Genomic DNA, 25,406 nt, shown 5'->3' on the forward strand with positions numbered 1-25,406 from the left:
CATGACCGTCCGCTACACCCACCTCCACCTGCACAGCGAATATTCGCTGGTCGATTCGACCATCCGCATCAAGGCGCTGGTCGCCGCTTGCGTGCGCGACGGCATCCCGGCGGTGGCGCTGACCGACGAGTGCAACATGTTCGCGCTGGTGAAGTTCTACAAGGCGTGCAGCGCCGCGGGCATCAAGCCCATCGGCGGTTGCGACCTGTGGATCAGCGCACCGGACGACCCGCGCCCCTGGCGGCTGACCCTGCTGTGCCAGGACCGCGCGGGCTACCTCAACCTGTCGCGGCTGGTTTCGCGGGCCTGGCAGGAAGGCCAGCACGGAGGCCGCGCCCTGGTCGATGCAGGCTGGTTGAGCACCGGGACCAGCCACGGCCTGATCGCCCTGCTCGGCCGTGACAGCGAAGTGGGACGCATCGCGCAGAACCAGGGCATCGATGCCGCGTTGGTCAAGCTGCGCCCGCTGCAGCGGATGTTCCCCGACCGGCTGTACCTGGAGCTGACCCGCTGCGGCCGAGACGGCGAAGAACACTGGAACAGCGCCGCGCTCGCACTGGCGGCCGAACTCGTGCTCCCCGTGGTGGCGAGCAACGACGTGCGCTTCCTCACCCAGGACGACTTCGGCGCCCATGAGGCGCGTGTATGCATCAACCAGGGGCGGGTGCTGGCGGATCCGAAGCGCCCGCGCGACTACAGCGACCAGCAGTACCTGAAAACGCCGGAGGAAATGGCCGCGCTGTTCGCCGACCTGCCCGAGGCGCTGGAAAACAGCGTCGAGCTCGCCAGGCGCTGCAACCTGGAATTGCAGTTCGGCAAATATTTTCTGCCCGACTTTCCGGTGCCGCGCGGCCACGACCTCAACAGCCACATCCGCGATCTGTCGCGGCAAGGCCTGCGCGAGCGGCTGGCCAGCGCGCCGCTGGCTTCCGGTCATACGCTGGCCGACTACGAGGCGCGGCTGGAGCGCGAGCTCGACGTCATCATCGAGATGGGCTTCCCCGGTTACTTCCTGATCGTGGCGGACTTCATCAACTGGGGCAAACAGAACGGCATTCCGGTCGGCCCCGGCCGCGGTTCCGGCGCCGGCTCGCTGGTCGCCTGGGCGCTGAAGATCACCGACCTGGATCCGCTGCAGTTCAACCTGCTGTTCGAGCGCTTCCTCAATCCCGAGCGCGTGTCGATGCCCGACTTCGACATCGACTTCTGCATGGACCGCCGCGATGAGGTGATCGACTACGTGTCGCGCAAGTATGGGCGCGATCGGGTCAGCCAGATCATCACCTACGGCTCGATGGCGGCCAAGGCCGTGCTGCGCGACTCCGGCCGCGTGCTGAGCATGCCGTACGGCCAGGTCGACCGGTTGGCCAAGATGGTGCCGCCGCGGCCGCTCGACCTCACGCTTTCCGATGCATTGGGCCGCTCGGAAAAATCGAAGAAGGAAACCGATCGCGTCGTCAAGGAATTCTGCGAAACCTACGAGCAGGATGAAGACGCACGCGCGCTGATCGACCTTGCGCTGAAACTCGAAAACCTCACACGCAATGCCGGCAAGCACGCCGGTGGCGTGGTGATCGCGCCCACCCCGCTCACCGACTTCGCCCCGCTGTATTGCGAAGCCGGCGGCGGCGGCGTGGTGACCCAGTACGACAAGGACGACGTCGAGGCGGTTGGCCTGGTCAAGTTCGACTTCCTCGGCCTGCGCACGCTCACCATCATCGACTGGGCGGTGAAGGCGATCAACGCGCGGCGCGCGAAAACCGGCGAAGAGCCGCTGGATATTTCGCAGCTTCCGCTGGACGATCCGAAGCCGTACGAGCTGCTGAAGAAGGCGCAGACCGTCGCAGTGTTCCAGCTCGAATCCTCCGGCATGCAGCGCATGCTGAAAGACGCAAAACCGGACCGCTTCGAGGACATCATCGCGCTGGTGGCGCTGTATCGTCCCGGCCCGATGGACCTGATCCCCAGCTTCATCGCGCGCAAGCACGGCCGCGAGGACGTGGAATATCCCGACCCGCGCGTCGAGCCGATCCTGCAAGAGACCTACGGCATCATGGTCTACCAGGAGCAGGTCATGCAGATGGCGCAGATCGTGGGCGGCTACTCGCTCGGCGGCGCCGACCTGCTGCGCCGCGCGATGGGCAAGAAAGACGCCGAGAAGATGGCCAAGGAGCGCGCCAAGTTCCGCGAAGGCGCGGCGAAGGACGGCCTGCCCGGCGACAAGGCCGACACCATCTTCGACCTGATGGAGAAGTTCGCCGGCTACGGCTTCAACAAATCGCACGCTGCGGCTTACGCGCTGGTCAGCTACCAGACCGCGTGGCTGAAGGCGCACTATCCCGCCGAGTTCATGGCCGCCACGATTTCCGCGGACATGGACAACACCGACAAGGCGGTGACCTTCCTCGACGAATCGCGCGCACTCGGCATCACCGTGCAGCCGCCCGACGTCAATGCGTCGGAGTACATGTTCGTCGCGATCGAGCCCAAGGTTATCCAGTACGGCCTGGGCGCGATCAAGGGCGTCGGCCAGGGCGCGTGCGAGGCGATCGTCGCCGAGCGTGCGCACGGCAACTACACCGACCTGGCCGATTTCTGCCGCCGGGTCGATCCGGGCCGGCTCAACCGCCGCGTGCTGGAAGCGCTGATCCTGTCCGGTGCACTCGATGCGCTGGCTCCGAACCGCGCCAGCCTGATGGTGCAACTGCCCGGTGCGATCAAGGCCGCCGAGCAGCATCTGCGCGACAAGCAGTCGGGCCAGAACGACATGTTCGGCGCGGCGACGGGCGCCCTGACCCCGGTGCTGAAGATCGACCTGCCGACGGTGGCGGAGTGGCCGCTGGAACAGTTGTTGCAGGGCGAACGCGACACCCTCGGCCACTACTTGTCCGGGCACCCCACCGACCCGTGGAAGGACGAACTGGCGCAGCTCTCCACCTGTCCGCTGGGCGAGATCGCCGACCGCTACCAGCCGCCGAAGCCGCGCAAGAACGACGATGGCGACAACAACCGCTTCCGCCGCGGACCGGACACCCCGTGGACGGTGGCCGGCATGGTTACCGCGGTGCGCAAACGCGGCGACAGCGACGCCTTCGTGCGACTGGAAGATGGCGGCGGGATCATCGAGGTGAGCTTCTTCGGCGAGCTGTACCAGCAGATCGCGCCACTGCTCACCCGCGACCAGATGCTGGTCGTCGATGGCGGCCTGCGCATCGACGACTTCTCCGGCGGCGGATTCCAGTTGCGCGCGCGCAGCGCGATGTCCCTGGCCGACGCCTGCCGCAAGCATGCGCGGTTGCTGCAGTTGAAATTGAACGGCATCGGCCCCGAGTTCATCGATCAGCTGCAACACGCGCTGGCCGGCTATCGCGGCGGCCGCGCCAGCGTGACCCTGCACGGCTACCGCAACCGCAACGCGCAAGCCGACATCGAACTGGGTGAGGCGTGGCGCGTCGACGCCATCCCCGAATTGCTGCGCACCGTACGCGCCATGCCCGGCGTCCAGGCCGTACGCCTGCGCATCGTCAAGCAGCAGGACTGACCTCGCTCTGACCCCTCCCCTGCTACAGGGGAGGGTCAACCGACCCTCACTTCCTGCCGCGCTCCATCATCGCCTTCAAGTCCGCGAACGGGTTGCCGGTGGCCGGCGGCGCTTCCTCGACGGCCATCACCCCGCCGCGCACATGGTCGATATGCCGCGAATGCTCGTTGTCGTGGCAGTACACGCACAGCAACTCCCAGTTGCTGCCATCGGCCGGATTGAAGTCGTGGTCGTGGTTGCGATGATGGACGGTCAGTTCCTGCAGGTTCGCGCGGGTGAATTCGCGCGCGCAGCGGCCGCAGATCCACGGGTACATCTTCAGCGCCCGCTCGCGATAGCCCAGCTCGCGTTGCTCGGCGTTGCGTCGCGCCTCGGCCACGATGCGGTCGAGTTTGGCGTTGTCGATGGGCGGCTTGATCGGCATGGTCGGGGCTCGGATGATTACATGTTGGAGCGGACGATAACCCAATCCGGCGAGGCCTGGCGGGCATCGACCGAGGCCGTCTGCAGCCATACGGCGGCGTTCTCGCCTTTTCCTGCGGAACGGTATACTGAGCCGCTCTGTGCCACGAAATGCAACGAATGAACCCCAACTTCCTCGATTTCGAACAACCCATTGCCGAACTGGACGCGAAGATCGAAGAACTTCGCCATGCCAGCAACGGCCAGGCGTTCAATATCGACGAGGAGGTCGGCCGGCTGCGCGAGAAGCTGAAGCTCAAGACCAACGAGATCTTCCGCAACCTCAACTCGTGGCAGACCACCCAGCTCTCGCGCCACCCGGCGCGCCCGTACACGCTCGATTACATCGGCGTGATCTGCGAGGAGTTCCACGAGCTGGCTGGCGACCGCATGTACGCCGAAGACGCGGCCATCGTCGGTGGCCTCGGCCGTATCAGCGGCCGCCCGGTGGTGATCATCGGCCATCAGAAAGGCCGCAACACCAAGGACAAGGTGCGCCGCAACTTCGGCATGCCGCGGCCGGAGGGCTACCGCAAGGCGCTGCGCCTGATGAAGATGGCCGAACGCTTCGGCCTGCCGCTGCTGACCCTGATCGACACCCCCGGCGCCTATCCCGGCGTCGGCGCCGAAGAGCGCGGCCAGAGCGAGGCGATCGCCCGCAACCTGCTGGAAATGGCCGAGCTGAAAGTGCCGATCATCTGCACCGTGATCGGCGAAGGCGGCTCCGGCGGCGCGCTGGCGATCGGCGTGGGCGACCGCACGCTGATGTTGCAGTACTCCACCTATTCGGTGATCTCGCCGGAAGGCTGCGCCTCGATCCTGTGGAAGAGCCCGGACAAAGTGAAGGACGCCGCCGAAGCCCTCGGCATGACCGCGCCGCGACTGCTAGAACTGGGCCTGATCGACAAGCTGGTGCGCGAACCGCTCGGCGGCGCCCACCGCAATCCGCGCTCGATGGCAGTGCGCCTGAAAGCCGTGCTGCTGAAACAGCTCGACGAGCTCGAAGCCATGCCGATCGGCGATCTGCTGGAACAGCGTTACAAGCGTCTGCGCCGTTACGGGGCGTATCAGGAATAGTCCGGCACCCCGGCCAGGCACCCCATCGATGGGCCGGCTGGCGACTTGAAGGGCTCGCGATGCCCATGCGGGCATCTTGCGTCATGCTTGGCCGATCGGTTCGAACGATACCGTGCAAGAGGCACCCATGAACCGTCTGCTGCTCGCCTTCCCCGCCCTCTGGCTTGCCACGGTGCCGGCCATGGCCGCACAAGCACCGATCAACTCGAAAGCGGAGCTGGCGAAGTATCTGCGCGACACCCCCACAGGCACCTCGCCGCTGGATCGGCTGTCGCCCGGCGGCCGCAAACGGTTTCTTGCCCAACTGGTATTCGGGGAGCGCGGACTGGGAGGCTTCTCCTCCGAGGACCCGCGCAGCGAATTGACCCACCCGCAGATCGTCCAGCTTCTCGCCCTGTTCGGCGCCGAGAGCTACGCCCAAGGGGACGGCGTGACACCCGCGCGGCAGGCGCAACTTGAGCGCGAGCGCGCCGCCGACGCAGCAACGCGTGGCTGCGCCGTCAGGACCTGCCCGGAAAGCGAAATCGAGCAGCGCTACGACGAACTGGCCACGTGGAAACCCGACGCCCCTCTGCCGGATACGGAGCGCTTCGTGCGTGTCAGCCAGCATTACGACCGGTTATTCGCCAGCTACCAGTCGGCTGAGCACATGCCTGCGGTCAGCCCGCCGGATCTGAGGCTGCTCAAACGCGCGGCGGACCGTGTGGTGTCCTACCTGCCGGACAAGGCGCACATCGCCCAGTTGCAGAGGGATCTGGCCGTGATGCAACGGCGAAACATGACCGAGGACAAGGACTACCAGGGCCTGTACGAGGCGATGATCGCCACCCGGCAATTCGCCACGGCCGAAGCGCTCGCCCGGCAACACCCCGGCATGGACGTAGCCCTCGTGCCGGTCCTGCACGAGGGCTCGCTCCTGCCGCAGGGATGGCCCACCGCGCTGACCACGAGCGACCAGGGCCGGGCGATGACTCGCCAAGCCTTCGACCCGTCGGCACCATTGCGCATCGTAGTGGTTGCCTCCTGCCACTTCTCGCAGGATGCCGCACGCGCGATCCAGGCAGACGCACAACTGCGGCCCATCTTCGCCAACGATGCGATCTGGCTTGCCAGCCAGAACGAATCCTTCGGCTCCGTCGCCGACTGGAACCGCGAACTCCCGGATCAACCGATTCATGTGGCCTGGCAGGACAGCGAATGGTCGATGCTCGACAGCTGGGCAATGCCCACATTCTACGTATTCCGCCACGGCCGCCTGGTGAAGAAGTTCAGCGGCTGGCACGACCTCGAGACGCTGAAGCATTCCCTGCGCGAGGCAGGCGTCCTTCGCTGAGGTTCCGCCAGTCTCGATCCCGGTCGCGCCCGGCCACGGCAACAACGCACGCGGGCGCGCTACCATTTATCCCGGACATTTGCGGGGAGTCACCATGGCCACCGACACCACCAAGCTCGCCGTACTGATCGACGCCGACAATGCGCGCCCGGCGATCGTCGAGGGCCTGCTCGCGGAGATCGCCAAGTACGGTACCGCACACGTCAAACGCATCTATGGCGACTGGACCAAGCCGGATCTCAACGGCTGGAAGGAAGTGCTGCTGCGCCTCTCGATCCAGCCGATCCAGCAGTTCCGCTACACCGTCGGCAAGAACGCCACCGATTCGGCCATGATCATCGACGCGATGGACCTGCTCTACGCCAAGCGCTTCGATGGCTTCTGCATCGTCTCCAGCGACAGCGACTTCACCCGGCTGGCCTCGCGCATCCGCGAATCCGGCCTGACCGTCTACGGCTTCGGCGAGCGCAAGACACCCGAGCCGTTCCGCACCGCCTGCGACAAGTTCATCTACACCGAGGTACTCGCCGGGCCGTCGGCCACTGCCGAAACCGGCGCGGCCCCGAAGCAGCGCTCGGCCAAGGAACTGCGCGGCGACACGCATCTGATGAACCTGCTGCGCGGCGCCATCGAAGCGGCGTCCGATGACACCGGCTGGGCCGGGCTGGGCCCGATCGGCAGCATCATCAGCAAGCAGTCGCCCGATTTCGATTCGCGCAACTATGGCTATGCCAAGCTCAGCGGGCTGATCAAGGGCATCGGCCTGTTCGACACCGAAGAGCGCATCATCGGCAACGGCAAGCACATCTACGTGCGGCCCCGCGTCGCCGGGAAATGAGCGATGCGCTGCTGCAGCATCTGCTGGCGGGCCTGACGGCGGCACCACCGGTTGCGTTGTGCGTCGCCTTCAGCGGCGGCCCCGATTCCACCGCACTCCTGCATGCGCTGGCCCGCCTGCCCGAGGCGCGCGCCCGTGGCCTGCGCGCATTGCACGTCGATCACGGGTTACACCCCGACAGCGGGCGCTGGGCCCGGCATTGCCGCAATTTCTGCGCCGCGCTGGCGCTGCCCTGCGACGTGCTGCGCGTGCAGGTCGACACCGGCAAGGGCGCCGGGCTGGAAGCCGCCGCGCGCGAGGTGCGCTATGCCGCGCTGGCCGCGCAGCTGAGCGAAGGCGAATGGTTGCTGCTCGGCCATCATCGTGACGACCAGGCCGAGACCGTGCTTTTGAAGCTGCTGCGCGGTGCCGGGCCGGACGCGCTGGGCGGCATGCATGCGCTGCGTCCATTCGGCGACGGCCAGCTGTGGCGACCCATGCTGGGATGTTCGCGGCAGCAACTTCGCGCCTATGTCGATGCACACCAGCTGGAGGTCATCGACGATCCGTCCAACACCGATACACGGCTGGCGCGCAATCATCTTCGCCGCGAGATCCTGCCGCGTCTGCTGCAGCATTGGCCGCAGGCGGTGGATTCGATCCTGCACAGCGCCATGCTCAGCCGCGCCGCCGCCGAGGCATTGCGGGTGTCGTGGACGACCGCGCTGGAGGATCTGCAGGATCCGCTCGGCGACAGCCTCGACGCAAAGGGCTGGCTCGCGCTGAAACCGGCATTGCGCGAGCCGCTGCTCGATCACTGGCTGCATGCCCGGGGCCTGCCTGCCCCCACGACCGCCCAGCGTCGCCAGATCGAGTTTCAATGTGCAGCCCGTCCCGGCCGCATGCCATGCGTGCGTTGGGCCGGTGCCGAACTGCATATCTGGAAGGGCCGCCTCTGGGCGCTGCCGCCCGAGCTGGCGATCGATCCCGAGTGGCAGGCATCCTGGCAAGGCGAGCCGCTGGCGCTGCCCGATAGCGGCACGCTGGCGCTAACCGACATCGATGCGCGCCTCATCGCGCCGCTCCGGTTGCGCCTGCGCCGCGGCGGCGAGCGCATCAAGCCGGCGGGCGACGCGCATACCCGCGAATTGCGCGACCTTTTCCAGCAAGCCTTGCTGCCGCCATGGCGACGCGCGGCCTGCCCCTTGCTGTATGCCGGCGACGAACTGATCGCGGTGGCCGATCGCTGGATGACCGAACGCGGCGCGGCATTCTTCGACCTGGCCGGCAGCCGACCGCGCTGGCAACCGGGGCGCTGATCCGCCGGAACGCGGGATCAGGACAGGTGGTTTCAGGTCACGCATGAGCACGCTCGCCACCTCGCGCAGATTGATTCCCGGCGGCCGCTGCGTTAGCGTTGCGGGCCATGGCCAAGACCGCTCCCGCAACCAGCAAGACCCCGCCCATCGTCGACTTCGAGCATTCCCTCGACGAGCTGGAACAACTGGTCGCCAGGATGGAAGGTGGCGAACTGAGCCTGGACGAATCGCTGGCCTCATTCGAGCGCGGCATCGGCCTGTTTCGTCATTGTCAGCAGTCGCTGGAGCAGGCTGAACTGCGCGTGCGCCTGCTGCTCGATCCCGATGCCCCCGACAGCGCCCAGCCGTTTGAACCCGAACTCTGAGCTTGGCGCCGCCCTGCAAGCGTTGATCCTGCGTGCCGAACAAGCACTCGATCGCAGCCTGCCGCCCGCCGAACATTCCCCCGCCGAATTGCACCGCGCGATGCGCTATGCCGTACTCGGCGGCGGCAAGCGGCTGCGGCCGTTGCTGGTTTACGCCGCAGCGCACGCGCTGGGCGAGGACGGCCCGCAACTGGATGCGGCCGCCTGCGCGGTGGAACTGATCCACGCCTATTCGCTGGTACACGATGACTTGCCGGCAATGGACGACGATGCGCTGCGCCGCGGCCGCCCGACCTGTCATATCGTGTTCGGCGAGGCGATGGCGATCCTCGCCGGCGATGCCCTGCAGGCGCTGGCGTTCGCGATCCTCGCCGAACAGCCGGCCGACCACGCCGGCGCGATCACCCGCATGGCCATGCTGCGCGCGCTCGGTCGCGCCTGCGGCGCCGAGGGTATGGCCGGCGGCCAGGCGCTCGACCTGGGCGCAGTCGGCCGCCCGCTGACGCTGGCCGAACTGGAACACATGCATGCATGCAAGACCGGCGCGCTGATCCGCGCGTCGGTGCGGCTGGGTGCGCTTGCCGCCAACGCCGACCCGGCGACCTTGCAGGCGCTGGACCGGTATGCCCATGCCGTCGGCCTGGCCTTCCAGGTGCGCGACGACATTCTCGACGTGGAAGGCGAATCGGCAGTGATCGGCAAGACCGCCGGCAAGGACGCGGCCGCCGCCAAGCCCACCTTTCCCTCGATCATCGGCATCGACGCCTCGCGCGCGCGACTGGTCGAACTTACCGGCATTGCATCGGCGGCCATCGCGGCGCTGGGCGAACGCGGCACGCTGCTCGCGGAACTGGCGCTTTACGCGGCCCATCGCCAGTACTGACTTGCCAGAAACCGAATGGTCGCGCGCCACAAAAAAGGGCGGCTTGCGCCGCCCTCGTTTCGTCAGGCAGAACGCCTTCAGTTCACCAGCCGCAGCGTGAACGGATAGCGGTACGTGGTGCCTTCATTGGCCTTGATCGTGCCGATGATCACGAACACCAGCCAGCCGATCGCCAGCACGGCCAGCACCAGAAAACCGATCAGGATGAAGCACAGGATCCAGCCCACGATGGCGACAATAGCCACCGTGATATTGAAGTTCAGCGCTTCCTTGCCCTGGTCGTTGACGAACGGCATGGTGTCCTTCTTGATCAGCCAGATCACCAGCGGCCCGATGATGCTGCCCAGCGGGATGATCACGCCGACCAGCGCGGAGAGATGCGCGAACATCGCCCACTGACGCTCCTCGGCGGAAGGGATGCCCAGCACCGGCTGGCTCGGCGGGGGCGGAATGACGGACTCGGGTGGAACGCTCATGCGCATCTCCTTGAAGTCGAAAACTTGCGTCGCCGGCCGGCTGCCGGTTGTGCCGATGCTAGCAAGCCGCGCGTCACTTTACCGCAGGAATTTACGCTTCATGCCACTCGCGGCCTATTCGCCGGCCACCGTCATCCGCTCCAGCAGGATCGAGCCGGTGAGGATGTGCGAGCGTGCATCGACATCCGTGCCCACCGCGACGATGCCGGCGAACATCTCGCGCAGGTTCGCCGCGATGGTGATGCCTTCCACCGGATAGGCGATCTGCCCGTGCTCGACCCAGAAGCCGGATGCGCCACGCGAATAGTCGCCGGTGACGGTGGACACGCCCTGTCCCATCACCTCGGTCACCAGCAGGCCGGTGTCCAGGCGTTTAAGCAAGCCGTCGAAGTCGTCCGGCGCGTGCCCGGCGCTGCCCGGTTCCACGATCAGGTTGTGGACGCCACCGGCGTTGCCGGTCGATTCCAGCCCCAGCTTGCGCGCCGAATAGCTGCCCAGCACATAGCGCGCCAGCACGCCGCCCTCGATCAACGCGCTGTCGCGTGCGGCCACGCCCTCGGCGTCGAAGTTGGCGGAACCCTGGCCGCGCGGGAGACGCGGCCGTTCGTTGATGTTGAGCCAGGACGGCATCACCGGCTTGCCCACGTGATCGAGCAGGAAGCTGGCCTGTCGATACAGCGCGCCGCCGCTGACCGCACCGAGCAGGTGGCCGACCAAGCCGCGGGCCAGCTCCGGCACGAACAGCACCGGGCACTGCCGCGTCGACAGGCTGCGCGCACCCAGTCGCGCCAGCGTGCGTTCGGCGGCCTTGTCGCCCAGCGCCTTCGCGCTCATGAAATCGCCTGCTGCACGCACGCTGTCGTACCAGTAATCGCGCTGCATGCCGTCCTCGTCGCCGGCGATCAGTGCCAATGACAGCGAGTGCCGCGTGCCGCGTTCGCGCCCCACGAAGCCATGCGAGTTCGCATACACCGACAACCCCTCGCCTACCTGCACGCCGGCACCATCGGAGTTGCTGATGCCCGCATGCGCGCGCCCCGCGTCCTCGATGGCGATGCCAAGCTCGATCGCGCGCGCGGTATCGATGTCCCACGGATGCCACAGGTCGAGATCGGGAAAGCTCGTCGCCATGCGCGACGCATCGGCCAGGCCCGCAGCGGGATCCGCCTCGGTGAATCGCGCGATCGCGCAGGCCTGGTCCAGCGTGGCCTGGATCGAATCCGGATGCAGATCGGCAGTGCTGGCCGAGCCTTTGCGCTGGCCGAAATACACGGTGAGCCCGAAGCCGCGGTCGCGGGTATGTTCCACCGTCTCCACCTCGCCCAGGCGCACGTTCACGCTGAGTCCGCTGTCGATGCTGGCGGCCACCTCGGCCTGGCTGGCGCCAGCGGCGCGGGCGCGGCGGATCACGTCCTCGGCAAGCTCGGCCAGACGGTCGAGTTCCTGTTCGCTGCGGTCCTGGCGGGTGGCAACTTCGCTCACGATGGGCTTTCCTGAGGGTTTGACGGGCGGAATGGGTAGAATAAGCGGTTCGCGGCCGCAGGCTCTTCGACATGGGGTCGCGGCGACGGAATGCAAAGCGCTGCGGAGAACGTCATGCAACCCACCGCCGGCATCTATCGTCATTACAAGGGTCAGCGCTATCGCGTGCTGGGCACGGCTCGTCACAGCGAGACGCTGGAGCCGCTGGTGGTCTACCAGGCGCTCTACGGCGACTTCGGCTTGTGGGTGCGCCCAGCGGCGATGTTCAGCGAAACCATCGAACTGGATGGCGAGCCGATTGCCCGCTTCGCGCTGGAGCAGGCCGAAGCCAGCCGCGACAACGACACACACAGCTGATCCACCTTCCCCATTGGAATCGAAACCGTGAGCCCGAGCCGCAGCCGCAATCAGCACGAACTCGACGAAGAGGAGTACGGCCCCAGCCGCACCCAGCAACGCCGCGAAGCGCTCGCCGTGCTGGTACTGGCGCAGCAGCTGGTCGATCTGCAGCCGAGCCGGCTGGCCAAGCTGGCGCTGCCGGACGACGTGCGCCACGAGATCGACGTCACCCGCCGCACCCCTTCCCACGGCGCGAAGAAGCGCCAGCTCGCGTTCCTCGCCAAGGTCATGCGTCGCTACGGCGACGCCGACTTCGCCGCCGTGCGCGCCGAACTCGGCGAGAACCGCGAGAAGCAGCGCCAGGAAACCGCGGCGATGCACCGGCTTGAAGCGATGCGCGATCGCCTGATCGCCGAGGACGAAGGTGCGTTGTCCGAGCTGATCACCGAGCATCCGCAGGTCGATCGCCAGCACTTGCGGTCGCTGGTGCGGCAGGCGCGGATCGAGAGGGACACGCCGAACAAGCCGCCGCGGGCGTATCGGGAGATCTTCCAGTTGCTGAAGGACCTGCAGGCGGGCGATTCCGCCGAGGGCTGAGATCCTGTCGGCCACCGGATTCCGGGGTGCGTCGCCCTGAGCGCAGCGAAGTCGATGGATGATTGCGAGGTGCGGTGCGGGCGACGGACGCTCTTCGCTTTCGGACAACAACACCGAAGGTCGCCGCGACCCAGGCCTCTCACACAAAAGCTCAGCGCAACGCCCACTCGGCGATGATCCGATGGATCGCATCCAGACCATCGAACAACGCTGCGGGCCCGGGCTGCAGGATGATCGGCGACTTGATCTCGTGGAGGTCGCCGTGGCGCACGGCGGGAATCGTGTCCCAGCCCGGCCGCGCCGCCACTTTCTCGGGGCGGAAACGCTTGCCGCACCACGAGCCTAGGATGATGTCCGGCGCGCGCCGCACCACCTCGTCGCCGTTCGGCAGGATGCGCTGCCTGGCCAGCGGTTCGCGGGCGAGTTCGGGGAAGCAGTCGTCGCCGCCGGCGATGCCGATGATTTCGGCGACCCAGCGGATGCCGGTGATGATCGGCTCGTCCCACTCCTCGAAATACACCTTCGGCCGCCGCGGCAATCTAGCGGCGGCGGCGCGGATGTCGGCGATGTGCCGCTCGGCGCGCTGCGCGTAGGCTTCGGCTTTTTCGTGGGCGCCGACCATCGCGCCTAGCCGACGGATGTAGGCGAGGATGCCGTCGACGCTGCGGTGGTTGCTGATCCACACCTCGATGCCGGCCTTGATCAGCTCGCGCGCGATATCGGCCTGGATGTCGGAAAAGCCGATCGCCAGATCCGGTTCCAGTTTCAGGATCTCGCCGATCTTCGCGCTGGTGAACGCGGAGACCTTCGGTTTCTCCTTGCGCGCCTGCGGCGGTCGCACGGTGAAGCCGGAAATGCCGACGATGCGGCGCTGCTCGCCGAGCGCGTACAGCACCTCGGTCGGCTCCTCCGTAAGGCAGACGATGCGCTGCGGGAAGTGGTCCGGCAAGCCGGAACCCGGTGCGGCGTGATCCATGCGCTCAATTCCCCAGCACGGTCACCACGACCTTGCGCTGGTGCGGGTCGATGCGGTGTTCCCACAGGTAGATGCCCTGCCAGATGCCCAACATCAGCTTGCCGCCGTGCACCGGCACGCTGAGGCTGACCCCGGTGAGGATCGAACGCACGTGCGCCGGCATGTCGTCCGGGCCTTCCGCATCGTGCTGGAAGATCGCGTCGCCATCCGGCACGGCACGCGCGAACCAGCGCTCCAGGTCGTTGCGCACGGCGGGGTCCGCGTTCTCGCTGATCAGCAGCGAACAACTTGTGTGCGCGGTGAATACCTGCGCGATGCCGGTCTGCACGTGGCTGGCCGCCACCGCGTCGCCGACCTGCGCGGTGATCTCGCTGAAACCGCGGCCGCGCGTATGCACGGCAAAGCCACCCTGCGCCACATGCTCCGCGGGCAGCGCCCGGGTCACGGGTACAGCATCCGGCTGGTCCAGGTCTGGCCGTGGCGGTCCCAGCGCACCCGCTCGTGCAGGCGGAACTCGGCGCCGTACCAGAACTCCAGCATGTCCGGCTCGACCACGAAGCCGCCCCAGTGCGGCGGCCGGGTCACCTCGCGGCCTTCGAACTGCTGCTCGTAGCGCGCCACGCGCTGCTCGAAAGTGTCGCGGTCGGGCAGTGTCTGCGACTGCAGCGAGGCCCATGCGCCGATCTGGCTCTGGCGGGGGCGGCTGGCGAAGTAGGCGTCCGATTCCTCTTCCTGCAATTTGCGCGCGGCACCTTCCACGCGCACCTGCACGCCGTTGCGCAGTTGCTTCCAGTGGAAGCACAGGGCGACCTGCGCGCGGGCCTCCAGCTGGCTGCCCTTGTCGCTCTGGTAGTTGGTATGGAAACGGAACCCTCGCTCGTCCACGCCCTTCAGCAGCACGATGCGCGAGGCGACCCGGCCGGAGGCGTCCACGGTGGCCAGGTTCATCGCCGTCGGCTCAGGGTCGCCGCTGGCCTTGGCTTCGTCCAGTAGCCGCAGAAAGGTGTCGAGAATCTCGGATTTGAGCATGGTGTCTGAAACTTTCCTTTTGCATCGTGACCGACACGCGCCATCATGGCGCGGATGAACCCGACTTATGATAGTGCAATGCCCCACTCATCCTGTAACCCGGCCACGGCGCTGGCGGTGCCATTTCCTGCCAGCAAGCGTGAACACGACGCATCCGTTCGCGGGACATCTCGCGGCCGCCACCTGCCGGTGGAGGAAATTCCTCCCGGGCCCGGAGCGTGCGGCGGATGATGTCCCATGCCGACATGCAGAACGAGGCGCTCGCCGGCCATCTGCTCGACCAGTATGCCGGGCGCATCGCGCGTTCGCGCCGGCCCTACATCCTGGGCCTGTCGGGCCTGCAGGGCAGCGGCAAGAGCACGCTGGCGCGAGTGATGAAAGCCCAGGCTGAGGCGCGCGGCTGGGCCACCGAGGTGCTTTCGCTGGACGACTTCTACTACGCCCGCAGCGACCGGGAAGCGCTGGCGAAAGACGTGCATCCGCTGTTGCGCAGCCGCGGCGTGCCCGGCACGCACGAGATCGAGCTGATGATGTCGGTGCTGGCCGCGCTGCCGCAGGCCTCGGACAAGCTGCCCGTCTCGCATCCGCGCTTCGACAAGGGTCGCGACACCCGCTTTTCGCCGTCGCGCTGGCCACGCGTCACGCGGCCGCCGAAGCTGGTGATCGTGGAAGGCTGGGCGCTGGGCATCCGCCCGCAGTTGCAGGCCGCGCTGGCCCGGCCGGTCAACGAACTGGAACGTACCGAAGACCCGGACGGCAGCTGGCGCCATTGGGTCAACAAGCAGTTGCGCGGCTATCAGCCGTTGTGGCGCAAGTTCGATGCCTTGATCGTGCTGCAGGCGCCGAGTTGGGAAATCGTGCGCCGCTGGCGCGGCGAGCAGGAACAGGATCTGCTGGCGCGCCACGCGCCGCTGGCGATGGACGCGCGCGCGCTGGAGCGATTCCTGGCGCACTTCGAGCGGCTCAGCCGTCACGCGCTGGCCACCTTGCCCGCCCTGGCCGACACCTGCGTGGAGTACGACGACGATCGCCATGTGACCGGGCTCAGTCACGGTTGAACCGGGGAACGGGGAAGCATGGCGCCGCCCCGCCCCTGATCTCCGCCGCTGGTTGATCAGTCGACGACGAAACTGATCTTGAGGTTGACACGCCACTCGGCGATGGTGCCGTCGCCCTTGGTGACCACCTTGATCTCGTTGACCCAGGCGCCCTTGATGTTCTTTACCGACTCCGCGGCCTTGCTCAGTCCGTGCTGCACGGCATCCTCCACGCCCTTGCTGGAAGATGCATTGATCTCGATGACCTTGGCTACCGACATGGCGACACTCTCCGGTGGAATCGTGCAAACGGCACGCTGCGCTTCCCCCGCCTGAAGCCCGAGTCTGTTCCATCGCCATCCGCGGGGGCAAGCCGCATTGCGGAATCACTTCACGTTGACGCTTCGACCTGCACGGCCGTGCCGTAAGCCAGTACTTCGGTGACCCCCTGCGCCACCTCGTTCGCGTCGTAGCGCATCGCCACCACGCCGTTCGCGCCCATCGCCGCGGCGTGCCGCAGCATCAGCTCGAACGCCTCCTCGCGCGCCTTCTCGCACAGCTCCGTGTAGATCGAGATGTTGCCGCCGACGATGGTCTGCAGCGCCGCGCCGAGGTTGCCGACCACGCTGCGCGAACGCACGGTGATGCCGCGCACGATGCCGAACGAACGCACGATGCGGCAGCCGGGAATTTCGTTGGTGGTGCTGACCTGATGATGTGGAACAGTGTTTGCCATGGCGGTTCTCCCCGGTGGTTGGTTCAGCTGTCGAGCAGCGCGGCATAGCCTTCGCGCGCATCCGGCCATTGCGGCGCCCAGCCGCTGGCGCGCAGCCGCGCATTGCGCAGCCGCTTGCTGCCCACGCCAGCCGGCGCCGCACCCTCGGCGGCCAACGGCGCGTCGATCAGGGCGGCCAGGAAATCGTACAGTTCGTCGAGCGGCATCGGCGTGTCGTCCACGCCGAGGTACAGCGGTTGCGGCGACTTCAGTTGCAGCAGATGCGCGACCGCCGCCGCGGCATCATCGATGTGGATCCGGTTGGCCCAGTGCGGCGTCTCGCGCGGCACCCGCAGCTGCCCCGCGCGCAGGCGTTCGATCAGCTGCAATCGGCCGGGCCCGTACAGCCCGGCCAGCCGCAGCACGGTCGACGGCAGCGATTGCTCCGCCAGCCACTGCTCGGCCTCGAGCAGCACCGCACCGTTGAACCCCAGCGGATGGGGCGGGGTGGCCTCGTCGACCCAGTCGCCGTCGTGTTCGCCGTACACGGCGCTGGACGAGACGAACAGCACCTGCGCCAGTTTGCGGCGATCGAGCGCGTCGAGCAGGTGACGCAGGCCGTCCACGAAGATCGCGCGGTACGCCGCCTTGTCGCGTGTCGCAGGTGCGGGCAGATAGACCAGCCGGGTGATCCCGGCAGGCAGATCGCGCAGGCTGGCCGGATCGGTCAGGTCGCCGCGCAGCCAATGGATGCCATGCCCGTCGCGCGCGGGCGGCTGGCGCCGCAGTGCCCATACCTCGTCGCCGCGCGCGCGCAGGCGTTGCGCCGCGCGTTCGCCGAGATCGCCGCATCCGGCCAGCAGGATACGTTCGCTCACCACTACCCTCCTGTCGATCTGCCTGGGCTGATCCGCCCTGTTAGCATTTGCCCATGAACCCGTCGCACAACGTGTTTCTCATCGGCCCCACCGGTGCCGGCAAGACCTCGATCGGACGACGGCTTGCTGCGCATTATGGCCTGACGTTCGTTGATCTCGACCAGGAGATCGAGCGTCATTGCGGCGTGGACGTCAACACGGTGTTCGAGATCGAGGGCGAGGCCGGTTTCCGCCAGCGCGAAAGCGCGCTGCTGGACGAGTGCAGCCACCGCCCCGGCGTGCTGCTGGCCACCGGCGCCGGCGTGGTGCTCGCGCCGCACAACCGCCGGCATTTGCGTGAGCGCGGCTACGTGGTGTGGCTGCAGACTACGATCGAACAGCAACTGGAGCGGCTGGAACGCGATCACCGTCGCCCGCTGCTGGCGGTACCCGACCGCCGGGAACGGCTGCAGGCGATGGCGCAGGTGCGCGAGCCGATCTACCGCGAACTCGCCGATCTTGCGGTGCCCGGCGAACACGGCGGCGTCACCGCCGCCAGCGAACGCTGCATCACGCTGATCGACCATCATTGGCAGCGCCCCGACGCATCGCCCAGGCAGACCACATGAGCCACCCCGCAATCCAGACCATCACCGTCCCCCTCGGCCAGCGCAGCTATCCGGTCTGGATCGGCGCCGGCCTGCTCGGCGACCACGCGCGCTGGCGCGCCATGCTGCGGGGCAGGCATGCGCTGGTGATCAGCAACACCACGGTGGCGCCGCTGTACCTGCCGCGGATCGAGGCAGGACTGGACGGGCTGAAGTGGTCATCCTTCCTGCTCGACGACGGCGAAGCGCACAAGAGTTTCGCCAACGTCGGCCGCGCGATGGAGGCGCTGGGCCAGCTCGGCGCCACCCGCGATGCCTGCGTGATCGCGCTGGGCGGCGGCGTGGTCGGCGACCTGGCCGGTTTCAGCGCCGCGTGCTGGATGCGCGGCATCGACTTCATCCAGATGCCGACCACTCTGCTGGCGATGGTCGACTCCTCGGTCGGCGGCAAGACCGGCGTCAACCTGCCCGTCGGCAAGAATCTCGCCGGCGCGTTCCATCAGCCGCGCGCGGTGCTCGCCGACATCGACACCCTGGCCACCCTGCCCGAGCGCGAATACCGCGCCGGCCTGGCCGAGGTGGTCAAGGGCGCGGCGATCGGCGACGAGCCGTTTTTCGCCTGGCTGGAACAGCACGCCGACGCGCTCGCCGCGCGCGACCCCGCCACCGTACTGGAAGCGATTGCGCGCAAGGTCCGATACAAGGCCGGCGTGGTCGCCCGCGACGAAACCGAACAGGGCGAACGCGCCCTGCTCAACCTCGGCCATACCTTCGGCCATGCACTGGAAACCGCCGGCCACTACTCCACACTCCTGCACGGCGAAGGCGTGGCGATCGGCATGCTGCTGGCGGCGCAGTTGTCCGAACGGCTCGGCATGAGCGGCGTCGCCGATACCACCCGCCTGCGAGACCTGCTCGAAAGACTCGGCCTGCCCACCGCGATTCCGCCGGGCATGCAGGCGCAGCAATTGCTGGCGCTGATGCGGCTGGACAAGAAGAACACCGCCGGAATGTTGCGGCTGATCCTGTGGCGTGGCACCGGTCGCGCCGAGATCGTCGCGGGCGTGGCCGAAGCCGACGTATTGGCCGTGCTGCAGGCGGCCATCCACCTGTCGTAAGGCGGCCACGTCGCGGCTGCGACCTCAGCGCCCTCGCTACGCGGCCGCCAGCCTTCTAGAATGCCGGGGTTTGCGGCGTGCCGCACAGTCCATCCGGAATTCATGCGCCTCTATCTGCAAACCGTGCCAGGCAGCGCCGAGGCACCACGCTACGTCCAGATCACGCTGGAGCAGGACCTGCTCGGCGGCTGGACGCTGTACCGCGAATCGGGCACCCAGGGCGGCCGCGCCACGATGAAGCGCGAGCAGTTCCTGGAGCGCGACGAGGCGGTCGCCGCCTTCGAGAAAGCCCGCGACGCCCAGCTCAAGCGCGGTTTTCGCCTGATGTTTGCCCAGGGGCTGGAAGGCCCGTACGGACGTTGACTGAAATGACTGACGTGTTGAAGAACGACCGCTTCCTGCGCGCGTTGCGCCGCGAACCCACCGACACCACGCCGATCTGGGTGATGCGCCAGGCCGGCCGCTACCTGCCCGAATACCGTGCCACCCGCGAACGCGCCGGCAGCTTCATGGGCCTGGCGCAGAACCCCGAGTACGCCTGCGAGGTGACCCTGCAGCCGCTGGAGCGCTTCGATCTCGACGCGGCGATCCTGTTCTCCGACATCCTCACCATCCCCGACGCGATGGGCCTGGGCCTGTCGTTCGCCCACGGCGAAGGCCCGCAGTTCGCGCGCCCGGTACGCAGCGCCGCCGACGTCGCAAAGCTTGCCGTGCCGGACATGGACGGCGAGCTGCGCTACGTGATGGACGCGCTGCGGCTGATCCGCCGGGAACTGCACGGCCGCGTGCCGCTGATCGGTTTCTCCGGCAGCCCATGGACCCTGGCCTGCTACATGGTCGAGGGCCAGGGCTCGCGCGACTTCGCCACCTTGAAGGCGATGTGCTGGAACGAGCCGAAACTCGCCCACCAGCTGCTCGACACGCTGGCGCGGTCCGTCGCCGCCTACCTGATCGCCCAGGCCGCCGCCGGCGCCCAGGCGCTGATGATCTTCGACACCTGGGGCGGCCTGCTCGGCCCCGCCCCGTTCCGCGAATTCTCGCTGCGCTACATGGCGCAGATCGTCGCCGCGCTGAAAGCCGATGCGATCGCGCGCGAGCTGCCGGCAATCCTGTTCTCCAAGGGTGCCGGCCAGCATCTGGCGGAAATGGCCGACACCGGCTGCGCCGCGCTCGGCGTCGACTGGACCATGGATCTCGCCGACGCCCGCCGCGCCGTCGCCGGCAAGGTCGCCCTGCAAGGCAACCTCGATCCGGCCGTGATGCGCGCCAGCCCGGAGGTGATCCGCCGCGAGGCCCGCGCCGTGCTCGACAGCTACGGCAACCACCCCGGCCACGTGTTCAACCTGGGCCACGGCATCACGCCGGAAGTGGACCCCGAACACGTCAAGGTGCTGGTCGACGAGGTGCATGCTTACGGGCGCGAGCTGCGCGCGCGCTGAGTCGCGCCGCCGCGGTCACTGGCCTTTGCCCGACGCCTCACGTAGCCTGCGCCGGGTATCCCCGAGGAGCCGCGTGATGACCATGACCATTGCCACCCCTGCCCGCCTCGTCCGCTGCGCCTGCCTGATCCTGCTGTGCCTCCCCGCACTGGCGCTGGCCGGCGAACCGCTGACCCTGCATGCCGCCGACGGCGTGACCGTGTACGGCACGCTCAGCCAGGCGCAGCCGCACGGCCGCAGCATCGCCCTGCTGTTCCACCAGGCCCATGCGAACCGGCACGAATACGACAGCGTGGTGCCGGCACTGCAGAAGCTGGGCTTCGACACCCTCGCGATCGACCAACGCTCCGGCGGCGACCTGTTCGACGGCCACAACGAAACCGTGGCGAAGCTCGGCACGTCGGCGGACTACCTGGCCGCGCTGCCCGATCTCGAGGCCGCCCTGGCCTGGGCCCGCGCGCAGCACTACGCGCGCATCGTCGCGGTGGGCAGTTCCTACAGCTCATCGCTGGTGATCGTGCTGGCCGCGAAGCATCCGCAAGGCCTGAGCGCCATCGCCAGCTTCTCGCCGGGCGAATACTTCGACGACAAGAACCAGATCAAGCAGGCAGCCGCCAGGGTGACCCTGCCGTTCTACATCACCACCGACCCTGACGAGGCCGGCGACGTGGCCGAGGTACTGCGCGACGCGCACGGCCCCAACGTCGTGCACTACCAGCCCAAGGTCGGCGTGCACGGCGCCTCGACCCTGGTCGCGGCGCGCGACCCCGATGGCTGGCAGGCCAATCTGGCGAGCTTCACCGCCTTCATGCGCGGCCTTTCCCCGCCGGCCCAATGACTCGCGCCCGCCAACAGACTTCCCCCTCGCGGAGCGCCCGATGGCCTGGCTCATCAGCAAATACCTGATCACCGCCGCGGTGGTGGTGATCGTGTCCGAAGCAGCCAAGCGCAGCGACCGCCTGGGCGGGCTGATCGCAGCGCTGCCGCTGGTCACCGTGCTGGCGCTGATCTGGCTGCACGTCGAGCACCAGCCGCAGAGCAAGATCGCCAACCACGCCTGGTACACCTTCTGGTACGTAGTGCCGACCTTGCCGATGTTCCTGGCTTTTCCGATGCTGCTGCCGCGGCTGGGCTTCTGGCCGACCCTGCTGGCCTGCGTGATGATCACCGTAGTGTGCTTCTGGCTATTCACCTTGCTGGTGCGGCGGTTCGGCATCGAGTTGCTCTAGCCCGGACTGCGGCAAGGGCGGCGCCGGCGGACTGATCGCGAGAACCGCTCCTGGAATCCCGTCCGTGGGGCAAAAGGCCCGGCGGCCGACAAAAAGGACCCGCGATTGAGACTGCCCAGCCGGCACGTGGCTCGAACGGCCCGGCGTTCGGCACGCCCCATCCCGCGCGCGGGGCATCTGCACCACGGCCGGGTCTTTCCGCGCGGCCAGCCGTCCTCGCCGCCTGCCGCTTGGGCCGCGCGGCCCTGCCCCGTACAATTCCCCGTTCACCCCCATGACCACCGCGCGCCGACGGCGCGCCATCGCGAGCCCCCGATGGAAAAGAGTTTCGAACCCGCCCAGATCGAGTCGAAGTGGTACGAGCGCTGGGAAGCCAGCGGCGCGTTCCAGCCGTCGGGCAAGGGCGAGCCGTATTGCATCCTGCTGCCGCCGCCGAACGTCACCGGCACGCTGCACATGGGCCATGCGTTCCAGCAGACGGTGATGGACATGCTGGTGCGCTATCAGCGCATGCGCGGCATGAACACCCTGTGGCAGGTCGGCACCGATCATGCCGGCATCGCCACGCAGAAGATCGTGGAGAACCAGCTGGCGGCCGAGGACAAGACGCGGCATGACCTGGGCCGCGACGCGTTCATCGAGCGGGTTTGGCAGTGGAAGGAGGAATCCGGCTCCACCATCACCCATCAGATGCGCCGCATCGGTGCCGCCGCGGACTGGTCGCGCGAGCGCTTCACCATGGACGAGGGGCTGTCGGCCGCGGTGCGCAAGGTGTTCATCGACTGGTATCGCGCTGGGCTGATCTACCGCGGCAACCGGCTGGTGAACTGGGATCCGGTGCTGGGCACCGCCGTGTCCGACCTGGAAGTGAACAACGTCGAGCGCGACGGCCACATGTGGTCGATCCGCTATCCGGTGGCGGGCAGCGACGAATCGCTGGTGGTTGCCACCACGCGGCCCGAGACGATGCTCGGCGACGTCGCCGTGGCCGTGCACCCGGAGGACGAGCGCTACGCGCACCTGGTCGGCAAGACGCTGAAGCTGCCGCTGACCGATCGCGAGATTCCGGTGATCGCCGACGATTACGTCGACAAGGACTTCGGTACCGGCTGCGTGAAGATCACCCCGGCGCACGACTTCAACGACTACGCGATCGGCCAGCGCCACCAGCTGCCGCCGATCACCATTTTTACGCTGGATGCGAAGGTCAACGACAACGCGCCGCAGACATACCGCAGCCTCGACCGCTACGACGCGCGCAAGGCCGTGCTGGCCGATCTCGAAGCGCTCGGCCTGCTGGTGGAAACGAAGGCACACAAGCTGCAGGTGCCGGTGAGCCAGCGCTCCGACGCGGTGATCGAGCCGATGCTGACCGACCAGTGGTTCGTCGATCTGACTTCGGACGTCCAGAAGGATGGACGTCCCGGCGGCCGCAAGGCGATCACCCAGCCAGCGCTGGACGCCGTGCGCAACGGCGACATCAAGTTCGTGCCGGAGAACTGGGCGACCACCTACACGCAATGGCTGGACAACATCCAGGACTGGTGCATCAGCCGCCAGCTGTGGTGGGGCCACCGCATCCCGGCGTGGTACGACGAGGCGGGCAACATCTTCGTCGGCGAGGACGAGGCCGATGCGCGCACCAGCGCCGGCACCGCGCCGGTCGGCGGGCTGCGCCAGGACGACGACGTGCTGGACACCTGGTTCAGCTCCGCACTGTGGCCGTTTTCCACGCTGGGCTGGCCGGCCGACGGCCCGGTGAAGAACGAGCGCGGCGAGATCGTCGCGAACTGGGAGCAGGACAAGATCTTCCTGCCCAGCGCCGTGCTGGTCACCGGCTTCGACATCATCTTCTTCTGGGTCGCGCGGATGGTGATGGCGACCAAGTACTTCACCGGCCGCATCCCGTTCCGCGAGGTCTACATCAACGCCATCGTGCGCGATGCCGAAGGCCAGAAGATGTCCAAGTCCAAGGGCAACACGCTGGACCCGCTGGACCTGATCGATGGCATCGCGCTGGAACCGCTGGTGGAGAAGTCCACCAGGTCGCTGCTGATCCCGCAGGTGCGCGCCAAGGTCGAGAAGCGCATCCGCAAGGACTACCCCGACGGCATCCCCGCGATCGGCACCGACGCGCTGCGCTTCACCTTCGCCGCGCTGGCCAGCTACAGCCGCACGATCAACTTCGACATCAAGCGCGCCGAAGGCTACAAGGCGTTCTGCAACAAGCTGTGGAACGCGGCGCGGTTCGTGTTGATGAACCTGCCGGAAGGCGAGGTCGCGGCGCCTGCTGGCGCACCGGCGACCGAGGCGGAGCGCTGGATCCTCACGCGTCTCAGGCAGACACTGGGCGAAGTCGAACAGCATTTCGCCAGCTATCGCTTCGATCACCTCGCACAGGCACTTTACGAGTTCACCTGGAACGAGTTGTGCGACTGGTTCCTCGAGTTGGCCAAACCCGCCTTGAACGGCGACGACGCAGCGGCAGCCGCATCCACCCGCCACACCTTGCTGGTGGTCCTGGAAAGCGTGCTGCGCGCGCTGCATCCGGTGATCCCGTTCATCACCGAGGAGATCTGGCAGTCGGTGGCGCCGAAGCTCGCCCTTGCCGAAAACAGCCTGATGCAGCGGCCGTGGCCGCGCGCCGGCGAAATCGTTGCGGATGATGCAGCGACAGCCGAGATCGAGTGGTTCAAGAATGTGCTGAGCGGCATTCGCAGGATCCGCTCGGAGATGAACATCTCGCCGGCCAAGACGATCCCGCTGCTGCTCGCCGACGGCGACGCCAGCGATCGCGCCCGCGTGGCGAAGTTCGCCGCCCAGGTCGCCTTCCTCGCCCGCACCGAAACACCACAGTGGATCGAAGCCGGTGCCGATGAACCCGCTGCGGCCGCAGCCGTGATCGGCACGCTGCGCGTGATGATCCCGCTCGCCGGCCTGATCGACCTTGGCGCGGAGAAAGCACGCCTGGCCAAGGAAATCACCCGCATCGAAGTCGAGATCAGGAAGTGCGAAGGCAAACTCGGCAACGCCAGCTTCGTCGCCAACGCGCCTGCCGACGTCGTCGTCCAGGAACGGCAACGGATCGCCGACTGGAATACCACGTTGGGCGCCCTGCGCGAGCAGGCGCAAAAACTGGGTTGACGTTCGGCATCTCCCGGGTTTGCCGGCGGCAGGGTGCACCTGCCGCCGGGAGTGGAAGATCAAGGGCGTCCTTACCTATGGCTCGACAGGGCCTTCGGCCATATCGAGCGCCATCACGATCGCATCCTCGCGCCCATGGCGCGCCGGGTAATAGCGCGGCCGCCGCCCGATCTCGCAAAACCCCACCGACTCGTAAAGTTTCTTCGCCAGGGGGTTCGATGGCCGCACCTCCAGGAATACCCGCTCCGCACCGTTCCAGCGCGCGATGTCCAGCAGTCGCCCCAGCAGATGCCGGCCCAACCCGCGGCCGCGATAGTCCGGGCCGATACAGAGGTTCAGCACATGCGCCTCGCCCGCACCCATCGACAGAATGCCGTATCCGGCGACTACGGAGTCGACGGACAGTACCCAACACGGATGCCCGGCCTTCACGCAATCGCTGAAGATGCCGGCCGACCACGGAAACTCGTAGGACGCGTTCTCCATGGCGCTGACCGTGGCCAGGTCCTCGGCGCGCATGCCGCGCACCTGGATCACCGGTTTGACGACCGCGGCCATGACGG

27 protein-coding genes are annotated in these 25,406 nt (G+C 67.4%); 17 read left to right on the forward strand and 10 right to left on the reverse strand.

All coding sequences use genetic code 11. The features are described 5' to 3' along the window. The first annotated feature begins 1 nt into the window (after position 1). Positions 2-3,541, forward strand: a complete 3,540-nt coding sequence (gene dnaE, locus ACFPME_RS04225; RefSeq protein WP_377302338.1) for a DNA polymerase III subunit alpha — start codon at positions 2-4, stop codon at positions 3,539-3,541. Positions 3,542-3,587: 46 nt separating this feature from the next. On the opposite strand, the gene ACFPME_RS04230 is transcribed toward dnaE, so the two are convergent. Continuing rightward, on the reverse strand, positions 3,588-3,965 hold the full coding sequence (locus tag ACFPME_RS04230) for a YajD family HNH nuclease (RefSeq protein ID WP_377302340.1): 378 nt from the start codon (positions 3,963-3,965) through the stop codon (positions 3,588-3,590). A 158-nt stretch (positions 3,966-4,123) separates the two neighbouring features. Between ACFPME_RS04230 and ACFPME_RS04235 the strand changes: the two genes are divergently transcribed. The 6 genes from ACFPME_RS04235 (at position 4,124) to ACFPME_RS04260 (ending at position 9,797) form a co-directional block, all read left to right on the forward strand. Then, positions 4,124-5,080, forward strand: coding sequence for an acetyl-CoA carboxylase carboxyltransferase subunit alpha (locus ACFPME_RS04235; protein ID WP_377302342.1), 957 nt, complete (start codon positions 4,124-4,126; stop codon positions 5,078-5,080). Between the two features lie 127 nt (positions 5,081-5,207). Continuing rightward, positions 5,208-6,413 (forward strand): hypothetical protein, encoded by a 1,206-nt coding sequence (locus tag ACFPME_RS04240; RefSeq protein WP_377302344.1) that lies wholly within the window; start codon positions 5,208-5,210, stop codon positions 6,411-6,413. A 94-nt stretch (positions 6,414-6,507) separates the two neighbouring features. Next, entirely contained in the window at positions 6,508-7,251 is a 744-nt protein-coding gene (locus ACFPME_RS04245; protein WP_377302346.1) for an NYN domain-containing protein, read from the forward strand. Further along, on the forward strand, positions 7,248-8,549 hold the full coding sequence (gene tilS / locus ACFPME_RS04250; RefSeq protein ID WP_377302348.1) for a tRNA lysidine(34) synthetase TilS: 1,302 nt from the start codon (positions 7,248-7,250) through the stop codon (positions 8,547-8,549). The genes ACFPME_RS04245 and tilS overlap by 4 nt, the downstream gene beginning before the upstream one ends. Positions 8,550-8,656: 107 nt before the next feature. After that, positions 8,657-8,914 carry an exodeoxyribonuclease VII small subunit gene (locus ACFPME_RS04255; RefSeq protein WP_377302350.1) on the forward strand — a complete coding sequence of 86 codons (258 nt, stop codon included), beginning with the start codon at positions 8,657-8,659 and terminating at the stop codon, positions 8,912-8,914. Further along, complete coding sequence (locus tag ACFPME_RS04260) at positions 8,898-9,797, forward strand: polyprenyl synthetase family protein (protein ID WP_377302352.1); 900 nt, start codon at positions 8,898-8,900, stop codon at positions 9,795-9,797. Before ACFPME_RS04255 ends, ACFPME_RS04260 begins: the two co-directional genes overlap by 17 nt. 77 nt (positions 9,798-9,874) lie before the next feature. On the opposite strand, the gene ACFPME_RS04265 is transcribed toward ACFPME_RS04260, so the two are convergent. Both ACFPME_RS04265 and pmbA read right to left on the reverse strand, forming a co-directional pair. Continuing rightward, positions 9,875-10,273 (reverse strand): DUF4870 domain-containing protein, encoded by a 399-nt coding sequence (locus tag ACFPME_RS04265; protein WP_377302354.1) that lies wholly within the window; start codon positions 10,271-10,273, stop codon positions 9,875-9,877. Between the two features lie 114 nt (positions 10,274-10,387). Then, entirely contained in the window at positions 10,388-11,755 is a 1,368-nt protein-coding gene (pmbA, locus tag ACFPME_RS04270) for a metalloprotease PmbA (RefSeq protein ID WP_377302356.1), read from the reverse strand. Between the two features lie 114 nt (positions 11,756-11,869). On the opposite strand from pmbA, the gene ACFPME_RS04275 reads away from it, so the two are divergent. Both ACFPME_RS04275 and yjgA read left to right on the forward strand, forming a co-directional pair. Continuing rightward, a complete protein-coding gene (locus tag ACFPME_RS04275; protein WP_377302358.1) occupies positions 11,870-12,112 on the forward strand; it encodes a DUF1653 domain-containing protein in 243 nt (80 codons plus the stop codon). A 27-nt stretch (positions 12,113-12,139) separates the two neighbouring features. After that, complete coding sequence (yjgA, locus tag ACFPME_RS04280) at positions 12,140-12,691, forward strand: ribosome biogenesis factor YjgA (RefSeq protein WP_377302360.1); 552 nt, start codon at positions 12,140-12,142, stop codon at positions 12,689-12,691. Positions 12,692-12,842: 151 nt separating this feature from the next. Here yjgA and ACFPME_RS04285 read toward each other — a convergent pair whose 3' ends face one another. From ACFPME_RS04285 to pdxH, 3 genes are read right to left on the reverse strand one after another with little or no spacing between them, the layout of a single operon-like run. Beyond that, positions 12,843-13,667, reverse strand: a complete 825-nt coding sequence (locus ACFPME_RS04285; protein ID WP_377302362.1) for an ABC transporter substrate-binding protein — start codon at positions 13,665-13,667, stop codon at positions 12,843-12,845. Between the two features lie 4 nt (positions 13,668-13,671). Further along, positions 13,672-14,112, reverse strand: coding sequence for a secondary thiamine-phosphate synthase enzyme YjbQ (locus ACFPME_RS04290; protein WP_377302364.1), 441 nt, complete (start codon positions 14,110-14,112; stop codon positions 13,672-13,674). Continuing rightward, a complete protein-coding gene (gene pdxH, locus ACFPME_RS04295; protein ID WP_377302366.1) occupies positions 14,109-14,696 on the reverse strand; it encodes a pyridoxamine 5'-phosphate oxidase in 588 nt (195 codons plus the stop codon). Before pdxH ends, ACFPME_RS04290 begins: the two co-directional genes overlap by 4 nt. Positions 14,697-14,923: 227 nt before the next feature. Between pdxH and ACFPME_RS04300 the strand changes: the two genes are divergently transcribed. After that, entirely contained in the window at positions 14,924-15,754 is an 831-nt protein-coding gene (locus ACFPME_RS04300; RefSeq protein ID WP_377302368.1) for a kinase, read from the forward strand. A gap of 56 nt (positions 15,755-15,810) precedes the next feature. Here the strand turns inward: ACFPME_RS04300 and ACFPME_RS04305 are convergent, their stop codons facing one another. From ACFPME_RS04305 to ACFPME_RS04315, 3 genes are all read right to left on the reverse strand, one after another. After that, complete coding sequence (locus ACFPME_RS04305; protein ID WP_377302370.1) at positions 15,811-16,014, reverse strand: dodecin family protein; 204 nt, start codon at positions 16,012-16,014, stop codon at positions 15,811-15,813. A 110-nt stretch (positions 16,015-16,124) separates the two neighbouring features. Continuing rightward, the gene (locus ACFPME_RS04310; RefSeq protein WP_377302372.1) at positions 16,125-16,469 is read right to left on the reverse strand and encodes a YbjQ family protein; all 345 of its coding nucleotides are present in this window, start codon (positions 16,467-16,469) and stop codon (positions 16,125-16,127) included. 23 nt (positions 16,470-16,492) lie between these two features. After that, positions 16,493-17,326, reverse strand: a complete 834-nt coding sequence (locus ACFPME_RS04315; RefSeq protein WP_377302374.1) for an SDR family oxidoreductase — start codon at positions 17,324-17,326, stop codon at positions 16,493-16,495. A gap of 53 nt (positions 17,327-17,379) precedes the next feature. On the opposite strand from ACFPME_RS04315, the gene ACFPME_RS04320 reads away from it, so the two are divergent. From ACFPME_RS04320 to ACFPME_RS04350, 7 genes are all read left to right on the forward strand, one after another. Next, entirely contained in the window at positions 17,380-17,934 is a 555-nt protein-coding gene (locus ACFPME_RS04320; protein WP_377302376.1) for a shikimate kinase, read from the forward strand. After that, positions 17,931-19,031 (forward strand): 3-dehydroquinate synthase, encoded by a 1,101-nt coding sequence (gene aroB / locus ACFPME_RS04325; protein ID WP_377302379.1) that lies wholly within the window; start codon positions 17,931-17,933, stop codon positions 19,029-19,031. The genes ACFPME_RS04320 and aroB overlap by 4 nt, the downstream gene beginning before the upstream one ends. 102 nt (positions 19,032-19,133) lie before the next feature. After that, a complete protein-coding gene (locus tag ACFPME_RS04330; protein ID WP_377302381.1) occupies positions 19,134-19,394 on the forward strand; it encodes a WGR domain-containing protein in 261 nt (86 codons plus the stop codon). A 5-nt stretch (positions 19,395-19,399) separates the two neighbouring features. After that, positions 19,400-20,470 (forward strand): uroporphyrinogen decarboxylase, encoded by a 1,071-nt coding sequence (hemE, locus tag ACFPME_RS04335; RefSeq protein WP_377302383.1) that lies wholly within the window; start codon positions 19,400-19,402, stop codon positions 20,468-20,470. A 76-nt stretch (positions 20,471-20,546) separates the two neighbouring features. Further along, positions 20,547-21,308, forward strand: coding sequence for an alpha/beta hydrolase (locus tag ACFPME_RS04340; protein ID WP_377302385.1), 762 nt, complete (start codon positions 20,547-20,549; stop codon positions 21,306-21,308). A gap of 40 nt (positions 21,309-21,348) precedes the next feature. Continuing rightward, positions 21,349-21,699 carry a DUF3147 family protein gene (locus ACFPME_RS04345; RefSeq protein ID WP_377302387.1) on the forward strand — a complete coding sequence of 117 codons (351 nt, stop codon included), beginning with the start codon at positions 21,349-21,351 and terminating at the stop codon, positions 21,697-21,699. Between the two features lie 315 nt (positions 21,700-22,014). After that, the gene (locus ACFPME_RS04350) at positions 22,015-24,843 is read left to right on the forward strand and encodes a valine--tRNA ligase (protein ID WP_377302389.1); all 2,829 of its coding nucleotides are present in this window, start codon (positions 22,015-22,017) and stop codon (positions 24,841-24,843) included. A 75-nt stretch (positions 24,844-24,918) separates the two neighbouring features. Here the strand turns inward: ACFPME_RS04350 and rimI are convergent, their stop codons facing one another. Beyond that, positions 24,919-25,401: a ribosomal protein S18-alanine N-acetyltransferase gene (gene rimI, locus ACFPME_RS04355; protein WP_377302391.1), complete on the reverse strand. Its 483-nt coding sequence runs from the start codon at positions 25,399-25,401 to the stop codon at positions 24,919-24,921. Positions 25,402-25,406: the final 5 nt, after the last annotated feature.

Origin of the sequence: Rhodanobacter umsongensis, from assembly GCF_042654965.1 — a bacterium.
Classification (GTDB): Bacteria; Pseudomonadota; Gammaproteobacteria; order Xanthomonadales; family Rhodanobacteraceae; genus Rhodanobacter; species Rhodanobacter umsongensis.

What these genes read in the sequence shown, in the direction of transcription:
- dnaE (WP_377302338.1), top strand. Translation starts at nt 2, where the DNA reads ATGACCGTCCGCTACACCCACCTCCACCTGCACAGCGAATATTCGCTG.
- ACFPME_RS04230 (WP_377302340.1), bottom strand. Translation starts at nt 3,965, where the DNA reads ATGCCGATCAAGCCGCCCATCGACAACGCCAAACTCGACCGCATCGTG.
- ACFPME_RS04235 (WP_377302342.1), top strand. Translation starts at nt 4,124, where the DNA reads ATGAACCCCAACTTCCTCGATTTCGAACAACCCATTGCCGAACTGGAC.
- ACFPME_RS04240 (WP_377302344.1), top strand. Translation starts at nt 5,208, where the DNA reads ATGAACCGTCTGCTGCTCGCCTTCCCCGCCCTCTGGCTTGCCACGGTG.
- ACFPME_RS04245 (WP_377302346.1), top strand. Translation starts at nt 6,508, where the DNA reads ATGGCCACCGACACCACCAAGCTCGCCGTACTGATCGACGCCGACAAT.
- tilS (WP_377302348.1), top strand. Translation starts at nt 7,248, where the DNA reads ATGAGCGATGCGCTGCTGCAGCATCTGCTGGCGGGCCTGACGGCGGCA.
- ACFPME_RS04255 (WP_377302350.1), top strand. Translation starts at nt 8,657, where the DNA reads ATGGCCAAGACCGCTCCCGCAACCAGCAAGACCCCGCCCATCGTCGAC.
- ACFPME_RS04265 (WP_377302354.1), bottom strand. Translation starts at nt 10,273, where the DNA reads ATGAGCGTTCCACCCGAGTCCGTCATTCCGCCCCCGCCGAGCCAGCCG.
- ACFPME_RS04275 (WP_377302358.1), top strand. Translation starts at nt 11,870, where the DNA reads ATGCAACCCACCGCCGGCATCTATCGTCATTACAAGGGTCAGCGCTAT.
- ACFPME_RS04285 (WP_377302362.1), bottom strand. Translation starts at nt 13,667, where the DNA reads ATGGATCACGCCGCACCGGGTTCCGGCTTGCCGGACCACTTCCCGCAG.
- pdxH (WP_377302366.1), bottom strand. Translation starts at nt 14,696, where the DNA reads ATGCTCAAATCCGAGATTCTCGACACCTTTCTGCGGCTACTGGACGAA.
- ACFPME_RS04300 (WP_377302368.1), top strand. Translation starts at nt 14,924, where the DNA reads ATGATGTCCCATGCCGACATGCAGAACGAGGCGCTCGCCGGCCATCTG.
- ACFPME_RS04305 (WP_377302370.1), bottom strand. Translation starts at nt 16,014, where the DNA reads ATGTCGGTAGCCAAGGTCATCGAGATCAATGCATCTTCCAGCAAGGGC.
- ACFPME_RS04310 (WP_377302372.1), bottom strand. Translation starts at nt 16,469, where the DNA reads ATGGCAAACACTGTTCCACATCATCAGGTCAGCACCACCAACGAAATT.
- ACFPME_RS04320 (WP_377302376.1), top strand. Translation starts at nt 17,380, where the DNA reads ATGAACCCGTCGCACAACGTGTTTCTCATCGGCCCCACCGGTGCCGGC.
- aroB (WP_377302379.1), top strand. Translation starts at nt 17,931, where the DNA reads ATGAGCCACCCCGCAATCCAGACCATCACCGTCCCCCTCGGCCAGCGC.
- ACFPME_RS04330 (WP_377302381.1), top strand. Translation starts at nt 19,134, where the DNA reads ATGCGCCTCTATCTGCAAACCGTGCCAGGCAGCGCCGAGGCACCACGC.
- hemE (WP_377302383.1), top strand. Translation starts at nt 19,400, where the DNA reads ATGACTGACGTGTTGAAGAACGACCGCTTCCTGCGCGCGTTGCGCCGC.
- ACFPME_RS04340 (WP_377302385.1), top strand. Translation starts at nt 20,547, where the DNA reads ATGACCATGACCATTGCCACCCCTGCCCGCCTCGTCCGCTGCGCCTGC.
- ACFPME_RS04345 (WP_377302387.1), top strand. Translation starts at nt 21,349, where the DNA reads ATGGCCTGGCTCATCAGCAAATACCTGATCACCGCCGCGGTGGTGGTG.
- ACFPME_RS04350 (WP_377302389.1), top strand. Translation starts at nt 22,015, where the DNA reads ATGGAAAAGAGTTTCGAACCCGCCCAGATCGAGTCGAAGTGGTACGAG.
- rimI (WP_377302391.1), bottom strand. Translation starts at nt 25,401, where the DNA reads ATGGCCGCGGTCGTCAAACCGGTGATCCAGGTGCGCGGCATGCGCGCC.